This window comes from Bdellovibrio sp. ZAP7 (assembly GCF_006874645.1).
In the GTDB taxonomy this organism is placed as follows: Bacteria; Bdellovibrionota; Bdellovibrionia; order Bdellovibrionales; family Bdellovibrionaceae; genus Bdellovibrio.
Window position 1 is genome coordinate 1,007,658 of the sequence record NZ_CP030082.1, and the last position, 13,611, is coordinate 1,021,268.

Below are 13,611 nucleotides of genomic sequence, written 5' to 3' on the forward strand. Positions count from 1 at the left end.
AAAGACGATGTTTTTATTAACTAATTGTTTAGAACTCCACGTTAACGTCTCAGATTGAGAAACCGTGGTTCCAAGTTGTTGAAAGGTCTGCCTCTGCAGACCTTTTTTATTTTGAATCCGCGTCAACTTTGTCCAAATCATTCATCTGCTTTTGGCGTTCTTGAGAAGCCTTGTCCAAATCCTTTTTTACTTCTTTGGTTTTATTCGCATAGTTCTTCATAGTTTGTTCGTAAGTCACTGAGGGCTTCGCATTGATATTTTGCTGAGGGGTCTCTTCCGCAAAGGATTTGATGCCAGTTAGGGTGATCAAAAGTGCAAAGATCCAGATTGTTTTCATAGATGAACTCCAGCGTGTTTAGGTCTTTTAAAAGGATAGCATGTCTATCGCCACGGGGAATTAAAATATCGCCGGCTGGGCTTTGAGTCTTCATTTGATTGCAGTATTCTTAAAGCTTATGTATTAAACTGATGATGATGTTCGAAGATAGCCCGCTCAATAATTTACTGTGGATCGAGGAGCTTTTACCTCCCGGATACGATGCCGCCCCCAAGCATGGGGGAATGGCATATTACCTGGATATGAAACTGGTCTTGATACTGGTGGAGCGCAAAGGGCTTTATGAACATAAAGGTGTCAGCTATCCTTTTGAACTTTATAATGGCGCGATTTTTCCAGTTGAAAAAAAGGCGCAGAATGCGTTTTTCCTAAAGTACCTGTTCTTGGAAAATCATCCGGCGAACAAAGACTGGTTATATATCCCGGCCGAGAATGAAGACTTTGAAGACCAAGTAAAGCAGTTGATGCGTGAAATCGCAAAACACAATCCTCTTCTGGGATTGACCGTTAAATTCGACGGGCCGAAAGTTAAAAGCGACACTTCGAAAGCAAAATCAAAATCTGGCAAAAAAATTAGAGCCACCAAGAAAAGCGAAAACGCTTACTTCCTCTCGATTGCCAAGAAGCCAGTTAAATAGATTTTCCCGACATGCCTGGAATGGACATATCGAGCGGATGATAGGTCTGATGTCAAAGCTGAGTTTGTATTGTTTTTAATGAAGTGCGGGAAGAATTCAACTGTCTCAGTTAGTTCTTCAACTCATATACCTGCTTGGCATTGAGTCGAAGTCATAAAGTTCACCGAAGAACACCGAACAATCAAATCAAGAATCCTCAATATCTTTCAAGAAATACCGATTAATAGCACATGTTTCATTTAACCAATTTGTACGTATTTGAAACGCTAAAACGGTATCTAGCCTATCTGGGGCTCACGCTGTTTCTTTTCCTATCTTCTTGTACACTGGAACTGACGCTAGTTGATGTCGCTTCCCAGGCTTTTTTCACCCTGAAGCCCTCGAGCTATTCCGCAAACACGACGGCTGTTTTTGAATTTGATTCTTCGTTGTCTTCGCAGGCAATTTATAAATGCTCTTTAGACGGTTCGGATTGGTATTCATGTGGTAGCCCTGTATCGTTGTCGAGTTTGAGTTCAGGTTTGCATACGTTCAAAGTGATGGTCACTGATTCAGCAGGGAAGGCCCATAAAGAATCTTCGGTCGCCTGGACAGTGGATACGGATCTTCCCGTTTTAACTGTGTCACTAACTCCAACAGCAGTTAATAATTTAACAAGCGCATCTTTTAACTTTGAGGCTACTGACGCCACATCCACAATCGTAGGTTATGAGTGTGAGCACACGACTCTTACTAATTCAACCAGTTCGTTTGCAGCTTGTGCTCCGCTGGTCCCTTTGGTGGGGCTTACGCAAGACACTCATACCTATAAAATTCGCGCGGTGGATGCTGCGGGAAATCGCTCTGCAGTGTTTACTTATTCTTGGACTGTTGATTTAACAGCACCTTCAATTCAACTGACGGCAAAGCCCGCGGCTGCTACGACCAGCACTTCAGCGACGTTTAATTTTACGAATACCGAAACAGGGGGAGGCGCCTTTGTTGGTTACGAGTGTAAGATTGATTCTGATCCCTATACCCCTTGCATAAGTGGCATTTCATTTAACTCCCTTTCACAAGGTGCTCACAGTTTTTCCATAAAAGCTTCTGATACCGTCGGTAACATCAGTACTTTGACATACAGCTGGATCGTGGACTCCGGTGTGGTGACGCTTTCGTCTTTTTCTATTGCCAATGGCGCGACCACCATCGGTTTCGCCTATACAACAACCCAATTAACGGCCACATCTTCATTTGCCCCAATCACAGGTGTGAGATTTTCGGAGCTCGCAGATTTTTCGGATGCGACCTGGGTACCCTTTTCGGCCAATGGCACGGTCACTTTGAAGAATCCGGGGGGCCTTAAGACTCTTTATGCTCAAGTTCGAAATGCTGCGGGTACTGTCAGTAATTCCCTGACGGATTCTATTACTCTGGATTTGGGAAATCCTCCGATCATCACGATTTCTTCTCCAGTCGGCGGGCAAAATTATTCTCCGGGCAGCAGCACAATTCCCATTCAATGGTCATGCAGCCCTGGTGCTGGTCCCATTCCGTTGGCGGCAAATCCTATTCGTTCGATTAAATACACTGTTGATGACGGTATCAGTTTTCACATCATCGCGGAAAACCTTCCCAATAATCTAAGTGCCACGACTGGTTCCTATGCCTGGAATTTGCCAACTGTGACTCCCACGGGCCAAAATATCTTAGCTTCCAAGCCTTTAAAAATTTTGGTCAGTTGTTCCTCCGAAGCCAGCGTGATCACCAGCGCAATTTCAAATGCAGTGAATTCCAAATGGACCGTCCTTGTGGGGGAACCCGGAAATTTAAATGATGGTGTTCATATTAATGCTGCGGATTTAACAGCCAACGTTTCGCTGGGAGCTTTCGGGTATTTTGCAGATTCGCAAAATAAAATGTATTTCACTAAGTTCAATAGTATTTCGACGGTGAATCCCGAAACAGGTCTGGTAACCTCGTGGATGGGAGAACCTTACTCCGCTTCTTGCGATGTCGTCAGTGGAAAGTTCACGGCTCCCATAATTCTGGATATTAACGAATCAGACCAAATGCTGGTATTTAGTTTTGCTTGTTCGCTCGTTGCCCGTATTCGTATTTCTGATAGGACCGTTCTGTGGAGTAAGCAGCTACCGACAATCATTTCAAACAGTGCCGTTTTAAATAAAGAACAAGCCTCTGCTTTGCGGTATGTGAAGACCGGGCATTTATTTTATTTTTCGAATGAAGCCTTTTATATGGTTGATCTGAATTCTACAAATAAGGATCCCGTCCTAGTGTTAGGAAATCCGGGCACATGCGGAACCCTGGGGGCTGTGGGGACGATGGCGGATGCATCCCCTATCCCATGTCCTACTTCGGATCTTTATTTGACTCTGGTAAGACCTGACTTGCAAAAAATTTGGATTCAGATCAACGGCAGTACTTTCGAGCTGCAACAGCAGGGCGCTTACGGCAAATATAAAATCGCACAAGTGGGTATGACCACAAATACTTGGGGCACATTTTTTAATCGTTGTCTTCAGGTGGCATCTGAACCCAATAAGATTTATTGCATCAGGGCTCAGTATGAGGGAAATAAAATTGCTTACTTTGATCTCACGACTGAAACCTGGTCTGCGACTTTTAATTTGGACAAGCATTATAAAAACATGTCGACGATCTATTATCTGGGCGCGGCTAAAGATTTTATTTATGCCTTTTCAACAACGACCAATGAACTTTATAAAGTGGTGGATGATCAAGGTGTCTTTACCAATTCCGCCATTGCGGGTACACCATTCTTTACTTACGGAAATGGTTCTGACGTCAATAAAACAGCCTTCACGCAAGTATCCAGTATAGCTTACGAAGCGACAGGCAGTAATCTTTACGTGCGGGGCCCAAGACATTTGCGACGTTTGCATGTCAATACGTCGACACCGGGATCTGAATACATTGACACTATCTCGACGGGGTTTCATGGATCTGCCGGCAATAGTTCTGCGTATGCTTCATTGACCGTGTCCTCGGCGGGTATTGCAGCGTTTTCTCAGATTGCAGGAACTCCTGCGAACTTGTGGAGTTCATACAATCTCTCTGGGTGGGGAGGAGCCACGGTCGAGCAGACTCTGGCGATCGGGCCTTATTACTATCAGGCGACTTCGACCGCATCAGCCTATCCAGCATATGGAGCAGGTTTATTTAATGCGACGGGCACGAATTATAATTTGATGGCAGCAAGAAAACTTGGCACTTTCCTTCCAAATGGAAAACTTTATTTCTATGGCTCCTCCGGTTTGAACGATCAAACGGACTTGTGGATCTTTGAATCAGACAGCACTACCGGAAAAATCCAGCCCATCGCTGGTGGAGCCGGCGCTGCAAGCTATGTGGCGACTGATCACGGTCAGTTGGCTTTGGGATCGTATTTAAGTGACATCTATGGAATGCAACCGGATGCCAACGGAGACCTTTTAATTTTTGATGGAAACAGACTGCGCAAAATCACGGTCGCCACCGAATCAGCGAACCCCAGAATTTATGATGTGATAAACTTTGGCACTCTTCCAGGAGCTCCGACAGTTTCTTATTGGACACATGCAGTCTATGATGTCAGCACAGGATGGAGTTACTTTGCAGCGGCTGAATCTTCAACTCTGAACCAAGTAGCACAAGTGTGGGCAGCACATTCCACAGTAGGCTTTCAGCAAATTTCCACGGACGGATGGGTTTTACCGTCGCAGCTGGCGACCTATCGGTCGATTAATCTTTCGGTAACGCCATTGGGGCTGTTATTGTTAGATACCAGTAAAAAGCGTATTCTAAAAACAGGGCTGCTTCCGACGCCGCCCTAGTTTTATGAAAAAATATCGGCGACTTGATAGTGAATGGGTTTGAAAGATCCGTTGTTTGAACCCTCGTGAGAACAAGCCGTTAAGCCCACGACCAAATCCGTTGAAGCTTTAAACACAATATAGTCTCCAGCTTTCGATTTCGGAGGAAGAATTTCTAAAGCTCCCTCTGGGCTTACGGTCACATTCATAAAGATATTGAATGTTGTTGAGATATGATCTGGATGAATCGCATATTTAGAAAATCCGTTACATAAGTTTTCATGGCAACTCGGGTGATAGTCGTCATTACCCGCAACAATTTGAAACATACGCAGACTGCAGGGAGTCATTAGGAAGTCATGACGACCACAGGTATCTTCAATTATTTCCAGCAGGGGATTGCTTCTTTGCGAATAAAGCCTGTGCCCCTTAGTCAGAAAAATCTGATCATTATAATCAATCGATCTTCCTGACGACAGACTTTCAGAAAGGTCACAGGCATTAAAGCAAAACAAGTCAGCGACCTGCTCGCCGAAAGGATCAATCACTTTCAGGTACTGATCCTTTTTCAAAAGAAATGATGTTCCTGATTGAGGAGGAATAATATTCAATTTTATTTTCCCGCTCCCTTATGAAAAGGACAGATCCAATCTGCGCTGTTGTTCCGGCCGGAAAACTGAATCGCCTCCCAATTGTCGTTATACTTTTCACTCATCGGATTCACATCGCCTTGAAATAGAATATCTCTTTTGCGATTGGCTTGAATCATGGGTTGATAACGATTTCTGCGATCCAGTTCTTTAAACTGCTCATAGACATTAAACACCAACGTTGGATACCGAATTCGGCGCGACAGGCGAGAGCTTTGCTCGTGCATACCCACAACAAAGAAAGCAGTCCCCCCCAAGCTAAAGCAAAAGTTTTTGTCTTCCGGATTATCACTGAAGGCAGGGTCCCATGATTGATCGATATGGGGCACCTCTGTCAGATGAGAAAGCTCTTTCCACATACGTCTTTCGAAATCTTCCTCATCCATGTCGATCAAATCAGGAAAAACAGCAAAGTAACTAAGCTCCAATGAACCGGTCTTTTTTTGTTCATCTCGAAGAGCTAAAAGGTCTGTCGCCAAACGAGCGCTGTGATTCCCAACACCCAGTGTGCCAAACATTCCGATGCGGTATTGTCCGGTTGAAAGAGTTTTAAGGGCAGCGATACAAGGGTAATTTTCTTTAAAAACCAGCGTGGAGATGTCTTTCTCAAAGTCCGTGAGAGTCGTTTCATCAGTCATGCGGACAACGCTATCGATATGGTTTGCACTTATCAATAGGGCGGCCCTAATGTTTCATACCTATAATTTTACAACTGTCGAATGACAAAGATTCCTTCAGGGAGCCTTAGTTCATTAATTCGTAGGCTTCTTTAGTTTCCACATCCACCGGAATATCACGCATCAATCCCGAAAGCGACCGGCACGGACCGATGTTGATGAAACGAGTAATACCCTTTTCATTGACGAGCTTTTGCACGGCCTGCGACCAGTGAATGGTGCGCGTAATAGAAAGCAGAAATTCTTCTTTGATGAGTGTGGGATCTTCTAAAGGTTGTGCACTTAAGCTTGAGAAAACTGGAATCTGCGGGCGGTACGTTCGCACTTCTGCAAAATCACTCTCCACCGCGCGCACGTAAGGCAGGATATAACGAGAGTGTGCGGGATAATCCAGGATGTTCATCGTGTTCCAGCCTTTCTCTTTTGCACGCTCTTCCACTTTGCCTAAATCGGCGTATCTGCCACCGACATTCAAAAAGCGCGGAGTTAAACAAGATACATCCACCGCGACTTCATCAAACCACTTATAGTCTTCTTCGCTGAAAGTTTCCCCTTTAGGTGCAAGCACTCCGATGTTACGCCCAATTTGATCAATACCATCGATTCTTTGTGTGAAATGAATATGATTATAAATGGCGTCTTCAAAAGTATAAGCCCCGGCAAACACCGCCCGGGCTAAATCTCCCAAAGAGCATCCCATCACCCAGTCAGGGCTGCCATGCAGTTCACGCATGCGTTCCGCCACTCCTGCTTGAATTGCACAGATCGCGACGGCAGCAAGGCTGATATTTTGGATTGAGTAAATTTCTTCTGTTGGAAGTTCCAGGAATTCTTTAAAAGAAAATTTCTTACCAAAACGATTCGCGATGATATCTTCAGCTTTCGTGAAATAAGATTGAACTTCCGGCAGGTGAGTAAAACGATTGCGATCTGATTTGCGAATCAAGGCATTCAGGCCTGGGAAAATATATGCCGTTGCCATTATTGTAACTCCATCAGGGGTTCAGCCTCTGAGTTTGACGTTGTAATATTCGCAACCAGCGTGGTGGCGTAAGCATGTCTATACGGTGGAGTAAAGTTTGCCTTTTGATCAAATTCCAGCAAAATCGCAATAGCGTTTTCGGCGACTTTTTCAAAGATTTCTTCTTCGGTCTGACGAACAAACTTTAAAAGCTCGGGATTTAACAGGTGTTGTTCATTTAACGCCGTATTCACCATTTGCGTGTGCTCCGCCTCGTCTTCAAGGATAGAGGTGATCGTGTGAGCCACTCCGACATGGTCAGCCCATTTGATGATGTCGCTGTAGTGTTTAAATACGCGCATCTCCAGACCCCAAGCTCCATACAGATAAAGCATATCGGCATCTTTGATTTCTCGAACCAAAGCACTGAAATATCGAGTCAGATATCTCTGCAATTGACGATTTAAACGGTGATCTAATTCTTTGTATCCATCAACCATCATCAAGCGACGACGATCCATCAAAACAGCTCTGTGAAGCATGCGGGCGTGGCGCATTTCATCGTCCACGTGCTCGGGCATTTGTGCAGGCAAATTTAAACCGCGAGAAGTGAATTCTTGTTGCATGTGTTCAGCAGCGGCGGATTCACTATGCCCCAAGGCTTGCACCCACGCGATGGTTGCAGCGGGGCGCTCTCCCAAAAGCCAAGCTAAACGGACGCTGGCTTTAGCAGATACAACGGGACCACGCGCAGTGGATTGAAACTCACGAATTAAATCGGTCATACGCTCTGCCATCAGCAGGCACATTTCTTTTTCAATACTTTGCAGCTCTTGCAACGACAGGCGATCTGCTTCAGACAAAGAATTGCGAAATTTTCTGCCCAGCTGAATGTGTGCGGTTTCGTCGTCTAAAACCGATTGCATGGCTTCGCGAATATGTGCAAAGCCGGTGCTCGGGATGTAAGCGGAGTAAATTTGAAATGGAAACTGCTCAATCGTGATCGCACCATGAACGTATGCCGCAAAACGATTGTTTGCTTTAACTAATTCTGGATTACCAAAGTAACCCATTATGAAGGTTTCAATGATATCGCAAAAACGCGTGCGCAGATCCTGGTAAGCTTGATTTACAGGTTCAGCAAAAGGGCGGATCGCCAAGATCACGTCACGGTGACGATGTTCATCACCGGCATGGGCTTTGATCTCTTCCAAAAACTCAGGGGGAGTGGAATTTGAAATATTCCCTAAGATAGTTTCCGCCGCAAGATGCTCCATGTGCGCCATCGAAGTCAGCCACGCCGATTCGATGTGCGCATCTTTGGTGACTTCGTTCATGAGTGTCTGAATCGTTTCGCTGAAGCTTTTCATATTACAATTGCTAACATGTTTCACATTTGCATGACCAATTAACTTTGGGGTACGTTACATTAATTTCCTAGAGCTAAATGTTAACGATTTCGCCGTAACGTCGCGCATCAATCGGTTCGATGGCCTCCTAGACCTTGGGCTTGAAATTTAGCCCTCAAATCGCTTGTCCTTCAATCTGATTTAAAGCTGGCCTAAAGTACTGCGTATTAAGAGGTGTTTTTATGGGATCAATCGTAGCATTCATCAATCAAAAAGGCGGCGTCGCTAAAACTACGACAGCAATTAATGTAGCTGCACAATGGGCTCACAACGGCAAAAAAGTTTTGCTGGTTGATTTGGATCCGCAGTCGTCTGCGACTCGCTCGATCTTTGGCGACCTGGATTTTGAAAATACTATCTATGATGTTTTGACGGGCGAGCTGGCTGCGCAAGACGCAGTGGTGCCTTCGGAAACTTTTGGCTTTGATGTCATTCCATCCGAGATCATGTTAAGCGGTATTGAAATCATCCTGGCTTCCAAATTCGGACGCGAGAGTATTTTGAAGCGTGGCTTGGCAGAGATCAAAGACCAATACGACATCATCGTGATCGACTGTTCGCCATCTTTGGGTCTTTTGACAGTGAATGCCTTGATTGCTTCCAAAGATATCGTGATTCCAATTTGCCCCGAGTATTTTTCTTTAAAAGGTATCGAGCTGATCCTTGAGACATTAAAAAATATCCATCAAGGTTTGGGTCATAAAATTGACGTACGCGGAATCATTATCTCTAAATACCGCAATCGTAAGATCGTAGAAAAAGTCATCAATGACCTGCGCACGAACTACACGATCCCTGTATTCAATAACTACATCCCGGATTCCATCGTGGTTGAAGAAGCGCATCACAATCACAAACCGATGCTTCAGTACTCGCCAAGAAATCCTGCGGGTCAGGCCTTAGCTAATCTTGCTGTGGAAATGTGGGCGTAGGCAGTCTTAATCCCTTATTCGTAGATTCAACAAAACCCATTGGTGATAAAGTTGTCACCAATGTGGAATTGTTATCCATCGTGCTTCACGATGGGGATTCCGTATTTTTTGAAGTCAGCGACGAGTATGGTTTTCAACAGCGCTTTGCCTTAAAGGCTGAAGAAACCAAAAAGTCTGTCAAATACACAGCCGAAGTTTGGCTTAAATATCAACATGAAATTCAGTATCGTTTTGTCATGGTGAATGGCGGCGAGGAAGTTTTCGTCTCGGCCACACAAAAAGCTCGTGCAGGTCATATCATTTCTGACAAATGGGCACCGACATTTAAGCCAGATGCTTTGCGCGAAAAAAAATCAAAGCGCCCACAACAGCGGGGAGAAGCAGCCGCTGCCGCCGTGAAAGAAGCCAAAGCCCAACGCGAAGCCCGAAGTAAACCTTTAGGCCAACCTAATATGCTGTCGCAGATTAAATCTTTAATTGACGACTTGCTATAGGGATATGGAACATCCGTGACTGCGCGACCTTCCTGGTGGGGCATGTGAAAATGCACTCCAAACGTCCTTAAGAAATCTCAGTCCAGCTTGTATTCTATTGAAAAAGCGGGGAGGGCCTATGCCCACTAAGACGATACTTCTGTGTGATGATGTTTTCGCAAAAAAAGAGGAAGCTAAAGAACGCTCTCGTGTTTTGCAAAAGTTGACTAATGATTTATCTCAGAGACTGAAAAATAAGGTCAGAACAATTGCCGTCCTGGATATTCCCAAAGAAGTCATTACGACTGCCGATAAAAAATCGGATATTGAAATTCTCAAGGGTCTTCCGGTTGAGGTGATACTTAAGCAAGCCAAAGAACCGAATGTCGAAATGCTTGTTATGGGCACTCGGGCCCGCTCAGGAGTAAAGAGAACTTTTCTTGGAAGTGTGGCCGAAGAAATTGTGCGCAATGCTGATGTGCCTGTATTAGTTCTTGGTTCGCATGCCGTCGAAGCAGACTACAGTCTTAATAAGAAAACCTTAAAAATTTTGGTTATTTCGGATCTGTCTGATACCTCGGGTGGCGCTGAAAGGTTCGCTGCGAGATTTGCAAAGAAGTTAAATGCAGAAATTATACTGTTCCACTCGGTCGGCGATCAAATCAAACACATGAAAGATATGCTGTACTCACAAAGAGTAAAAAGTGCCGGAGTCGAAGCACTATTTGATGAAATGAAAGAGTTTGCCGAAACTTCGATGTCACGGAAAATCAAAGCTTATAAAGCTCAGGGCCTTAAGGCCACCGGGCACATAGCTTATGAAGAAGTCGAAGTGTCTAAGTTCCTAAAAAAGAATGACTGGCAGAACGCTGATTTTATTGTCATGGGAACTCACTCCCGGGGAAGATTCTTAAAAGCATTTCTGGGTAGTACTACTCGGCGTGTGATGTTGTCTGCGCGTGTACCGGTGATTATCGTCCGAACAAAATAAACACTCAGAAATTCAGATCGACACTGTCCCAAAATCGAATGTTTCACATCAGTCCGGTTTTGTTTCGCACTGGCCGTGCTGACTTTTAAAACTAAGTCACTCATTCCACTAGCTGCTTGAAGATTCCTTAATTAGATTTTTTCATTAGGAGAACAAATCACCCCGAGCGATCAAGGAGGATTGTATGGGAATGGCGTTCCTACGTGCGCTGATAGTTTCTTTACTGATGACCTGGTGTATTTCAACCTGGGCCTTTTTTATGCCCGAGGCTCCTCAGGGAGCTCCGCTTGAAGGTCCCGATATTCAAAATGATGACCCTCGCCCGCCGGGATGGTCTGCATGGGATACGATAGGAGGCACGGGAACATCGGATCCGGCTTCTTGCTCAAGGAATAACTTTCGCACTGAGGTTTTCGTACGCGGCACTGATAATGCTTTATGGCATCGTCGTTGGAACGGTAATTCCTGGGAAGCCTGGGAATCATTGGGGGGAGCTTTAACTTCTTCTCCTTCGGCTGCATGCTGGGGAGCGAATCGTATCGACGTTTTCGTGCGTGGAACTGACAATGCCTTATGGGTTCGTAGCTGGCGTTCAGGTCATTGGTTACCATGGTACTCATTGGGTGGGTATTTAACAACGGGACCTGGTTCTGCCAGCAGATCAGGAAATCGCTTGGACGTTTTTGTTGCAGGAGCGGATAGTTCACTTTATCAACGGTCATTTTCGGGAACATCTTGGGGACCATGGGTGAGTTTAGGTGGTACGTTAACATCCGATCCATCGGCAGTTTCTTGGAGCTCCACTCGTTTGGATGTTTTTGCTCGTGGAACTGACAATGCTCTCTGGCACAAATGGTTTTCCGGAGGAACATGGTCTTCTTGGGAGTCTTTAGGGGGAGTGCTGACTTCGGCTCCTGGTTCGTCATCATGGGCAGTGGGACAATTGGATGTCTATGTCAGGGGGACGGATAACTCTCTTTACTATCGTCGTTACTTAAGCGGCTCCTGGAGTGCGTGGAGTTCTTTAGGGGGAACCCTGACTTCGGGGCCTTCTGCAACTTCATCAGGTAACCAGCGATCCCTGGTGTTTGTCAAAGGTACGGACAATGCAATTTGGTATCGCACGTATAAAGAATAAAAATTCGAGAGAGGAGCGGGGCCGCATCCTCTCTTTCTCTCTGTTGAATAAAATTTTAACTAACTGTCATGACATTTTGTCTCATGCTCAAATGCATGTCCTATCTACTAAAATAAATTTTTGTAAAACGATATCCTTATATCAAAATGATTAATAATATCGTCGCACGATAGTTTGGTTGAGATAAAATGGAGAACAAAGTAATCTTAGCAGCAGATGATCTTTCAAGTAGATCAAAAGCGTCGAACACGCGCTCTGATATAATTAGAGATCTATCTGCTGAAATCGCAAGACGTTTGAGGCTGCCCCTTGGTATTGTATACGTGTCATTATCCAAACAGGGTGAATATTCTCCTCAGTTAATTGCTCAAGTGAAACGACAAGACCGTGAAGCGATACAAAAGCTAAAAAAACAAATGTCCTACTATTCCGTAAAAACAAAAGTCGATACCGTTCTCGGTGACCCCGTGGAAATGATTCTGAAAAGAGCTGATCTTAAAAGTACAGAACTGCTGGTGATCGGGGCTCAATGGAAACGCGGAATCCAAAAAATATTGATCGGGAGTGTGTCTGAGGAAATCCTGAGGAAAGCTTCCTGCCCAGTATTGATCGTGGGTCCAGAGGTGGTTAGAAATGATTATGAAATTCCGATTGAGGATCCACTCAGGATCCTGATGCTCACCGATCTTTCACCTGCATCGACTGGCGCTGAAGACTACGCCAATTTTCTTGCAAAACGAATGAAGGCTGATTTGACGATCTGTTACTCTTGGGGGCATCGCATGTACGAACTCAAGGAGGCCTTGGCGTCGAGAAAGCTCTCAAATCTGAAGTTAGCGATTCACTCAATGAATACGAGAAGAAGAATTGAAAAATTGCTGAACGATAAAGTTAAGACTGCCGAAAAAATGGGAATCAATGTTCAAGGACTTCTTTTGAGTCAGCAAAAAAGTTTAGAGAGGGTGATTGCATCAGATGGTGATCAAATGGCTGACTTGATTGTCGTCGGTTCACATTCAAGATCTCGAGTTACTAAAGCATTTATCGGAAGCACTACAAGAAAACTTATCCTGGAATCTCCTGTGCCAATACTGGTTGTAAGATCAAATCGGTAAAACTCACGATCTATTTATAGTTGTTTTGTTCGAATTTCTGAAAGTTCTCTTTCAACATCTTCAACTTCTTTTTCAATAGAGGAAAGGGCTGGAGATATAAGTGTCGTTACTAGAAATGCCATGTATGACCAAACGAAGAATGTACCAAAAAACATAAGTGCGATTGCTGTAACCTTTCCAACCTGTGTCTCTGGAACCCACGGAATAAACCCAATTGTTGTCACGATGCTGGTACTCCACATTAGACAGTCGATAAAATTTGGGTGGTTTGAGCCGAATGATTCTGAATAGTAGATGAGAACTGCACCAAGTACTATCATGATATTTCCGGCCAAAGTTAGGATCCAGAACAGTGGGTGGCTTATCATGGCCGTAAAGCGTGTGATATATATCTTTTTCCTGTGTTTGTGCTTAGGCACTCTTCTTTTTGAGCTGGAATGAGGTTTCGATAAGACAAGTTTCATAAGCATCTCAT

At 44.6% G+C, this 13,611-nt stretch carries 13 protein-coding genes; 7 read left to right on the plus strand and 6 right to left on the minus strand.

Annotated elements, in window-relative coordinates; all coding sequences use genetic code 11:
- Nucleotides 1-106: 106 nt before the first annotated feature.
- Complete coding sequence (locus DOM22_RS04955; RefSeq protein ID WP_142699315.1) at nucleotides 107-337, minus strand: hypothetical protein; 231 nt, start codon at nucleotides 335-337, stop codon at nucleotides 107-109.
- Nucleotides 338-561: 224 nt separating this feature from the next.
- Between DOM22_RS04955 and DOM22_RS04960 the strand changes: the two genes are divergently transcribed.
- Together DOM22_RS04960 and DOM22_RS04965 are read left to right on the plus strand one after the other, a co-directional pair.
- Nucleotides 562-975: a hypothetical protein gene (locus DOM22_RS04960; RefSeq protein ID WP_246845850.1), complete on the plus strand. Its 414-nt coding sequence runs from the start codon at nucleotides 562-564 to the stop codon at nucleotides 973-975.
- Nucleotides 976-1,496: 521 nt separating this feature from the next.
- Complete coding sequence (locus tag DOM22_RS04965) at nucleotides 1,497-4,811, plus strand: hemagglutinin (protein WP_210415682.1); 3,315 nt, start codon at nucleotides 1,497-1,499, stop codon at nucleotides 4,809-4,811.
- Nucleotides 4,812-4,813: 2 nt separating this feature from the next.
- Here DOM22_RS04965 and DOM22_RS04970 read toward each other — a convergent pair whose 3' ends face one another.
- The 4 genes from DOM22_RS04970 to DOM22_RS04985 all read right to left on the minus strand — a co-directional run bounded on the left by DOM22_RS04970 (nucleotide 4,814) and on the right by DOM22_RS04985 (nucleotide 8,448).
- Nucleotides 4,814-5,401, minus strand: a complete 588-nt coding sequence (locus DOM22_RS04970; RefSeq protein WP_142699316.1) for a DUF1989 domain-containing protein — start codon at nucleotides 5,399-5,401, stop codon at nucleotides 4,814-4,816.
- A 2-nt stretch (nucleotides 5,402-5,403) separates the two neighbouring features.
- Entirely contained in the window at nucleotides 5,404-6,078 is a 675-nt protein-coding gene (gene gntA, locus DOM22_RS04975) for a guanitoxin biosynthesis heme-dependent pre-guanitoxin N-hydroxylase GntA (protein ID WP_142699317.1), read from the minus strand.
- Between the two features lie 106 nt (nucleotides 6,079-6,184).
- Nucleotides 6,185-7,099 carry an ACP S-malonyltransferase gene (locus tag DOM22_RS04980; RefSeq protein WP_142699318.1) on the minus strand — a complete coding sequence of 305 codons (915 nt, stop codon included), beginning with the start codon at nucleotides 7,097-7,099 and terminating at the stop codon, nucleotides 6,185-6,187.
- Complete coding sequence (locus DOM22_RS04985; protein ID WP_210415683.1) at nucleotides 7,099-8,448, minus strand: ferritin-like domain-containing protein; 1,350 nt, start codon at nucleotides 8,446-8,448, stop codon at nucleotides 7,099-7,101. Before DOM22_RS04985 ends, DOM22_RS04980 begins: the two co-directional genes overlap by 1 nt.
- Before the next feature lie 221 nt (nucleotides 8,449-8,669).
- Here DOM22_RS04985 and DOM22_RS04990 point away from each other — a divergent pair, with 221 nt between their 5' ends.
- The 5 genes from DOM22_RS04990 to DOM22_RS05010 all read left to right on the plus strand — a co-directional run bounded on the left by DOM22_RS04990 (nucleotide 8,670) and on the right by DOM22_RS05010 (nucleotide 13,136).
- A complete protein-coding gene (locus tag DOM22_RS04990) occupies nucleotides 8,670-9,419 on the plus strand; it encodes a ParA family protein (protein ID WP_142699319.1) in 750 nt (249 codons plus the stop codon).
- A complete protein-coding gene (locus DOM22_RS04995) occupies nucleotides 9,410-9,913 on the plus strand; it encodes a hypothetical protein (RefSeq protein ID WP_142699320.1) in 504 nt (167 codons plus the stop codon). The genes DOM22_RS04990 and DOM22_RS04995 overlap by 10 nt, the downstream gene beginning before the upstream one ends.
- Before the next feature lie 97 nt (nucleotides 9,914-10,010).
- On the plus strand, nucleotides 10,011-10,883 hold the full coding sequence (locus tag DOM22_RS05000) for a universal stress protein (protein WP_142699321.1): 873 nt from the start codon (nucleotides 10,011-10,013) through the stop codon (nucleotides 10,881-10,883).
- 184 nt (nucleotides 10,884-11,067) lie between these two features.
- Nucleotides 11,068-12,021 (plus strand): DUF346 domain-containing protein, encoded by a 954-nt coding sequence (locus tag DOM22_RS05005; protein ID WP_246845851.1) that lies wholly within the window; start codon nucleotides 11,068-11,070, stop codon nucleotides 12,019-12,021.
- A gap of 188 nt (nucleotides 12,022-12,209) precedes the next feature.
- Complete coding sequence (locus DOM22_RS05010; RefSeq protein WP_142699322.1) at nucleotides 12,210-13,136, plus strand: universal stress protein; 927 nt, start codon at nucleotides 12,210-12,212, stop codon at nucleotides 13,134-13,136.
- 14 nt (nucleotides 13,137-13,150) lie between these two features.
- On the opposite strand, the gene DOM22_RS05015 is transcribed toward DOM22_RS05010, so the two are convergent.
- Nucleotides 13,151-13,600 carry a potassium channel family protein gene (locus DOM22_RS05015; protein ID WP_168196558.1) on the minus strand — a complete coding sequence of 150 codons (450 nt, stop codon included), beginning with the start codon at nucleotides 13,598-13,600 and terminating at the stop codon, nucleotides 13,151-13,153.
- Nucleotides 13,601-13,611: the final 11 nt, after the last annotated feature.

Bases quoted from the DNA above. Each gene is read 5' to 3' on its own strand.
- DOM22_RS04955 (WP_142699315.1), bottom strand. From the start codon at position 337: ATGAAAACAATCTGGATCTTTGCACTTTTGATCACCCTAACTGGCATC.
- DOM22_RS04960 (WP_246845850.1), top strand. From the start codon at position 562: ATGGCATATTACCTGGATATGAAACTGGTCTTGATACTGGTGGAGCGC.
- gntA (WP_142699317.1), bottom strand. From the start codon at position 6,078: ATGACTGATGAAACGACTCTCACGGACTTTGAGAAAGACATCTCCACG.
- DOM22_RS04980 (WP_142699318.1), bottom strand. From the start codon at position 7,099: ATGGCAACGGCATATATTTTCCCAGGCCTGAATGCCTTGATTCGCAAA.
- DOM22_RS04985 (WP_210415683.1), bottom strand. From the start codon at position 8,448: ATGAAAAGCTTCAGCGAAACGATTCAGACACTCATGAACGAAGTCACC.
- DOM22_RS04990 (WP_142699319.1), top strand. From the start codon at position 8,670: ATGGGATCAATCGTAGCATTCATCAATCAAAAAGGCGGCGTCGCTAAA.
- DOM22_RS05005 (WP_246845851.1), top strand. From the start codon at position 11,068: ATGGGAATGGCGTTCCTACGTGCGCTGATAGTTTCTTTACTGATGACC.
- DOM22_RS05010 (WP_142699322.1), top strand. From the start codon at position 12,210: ATGGAGAACAAAGTAATCTTAGCAGCAGATGATCTTTCAAGTAGATCA.
- DOM22_RS05015 (WP_168196558.1), bottom strand. From the start codon at position 13,600: ATGAAACTTGTCTTATCGAAACCTCATTCCAGCTCAAAAAGAAGAGTG.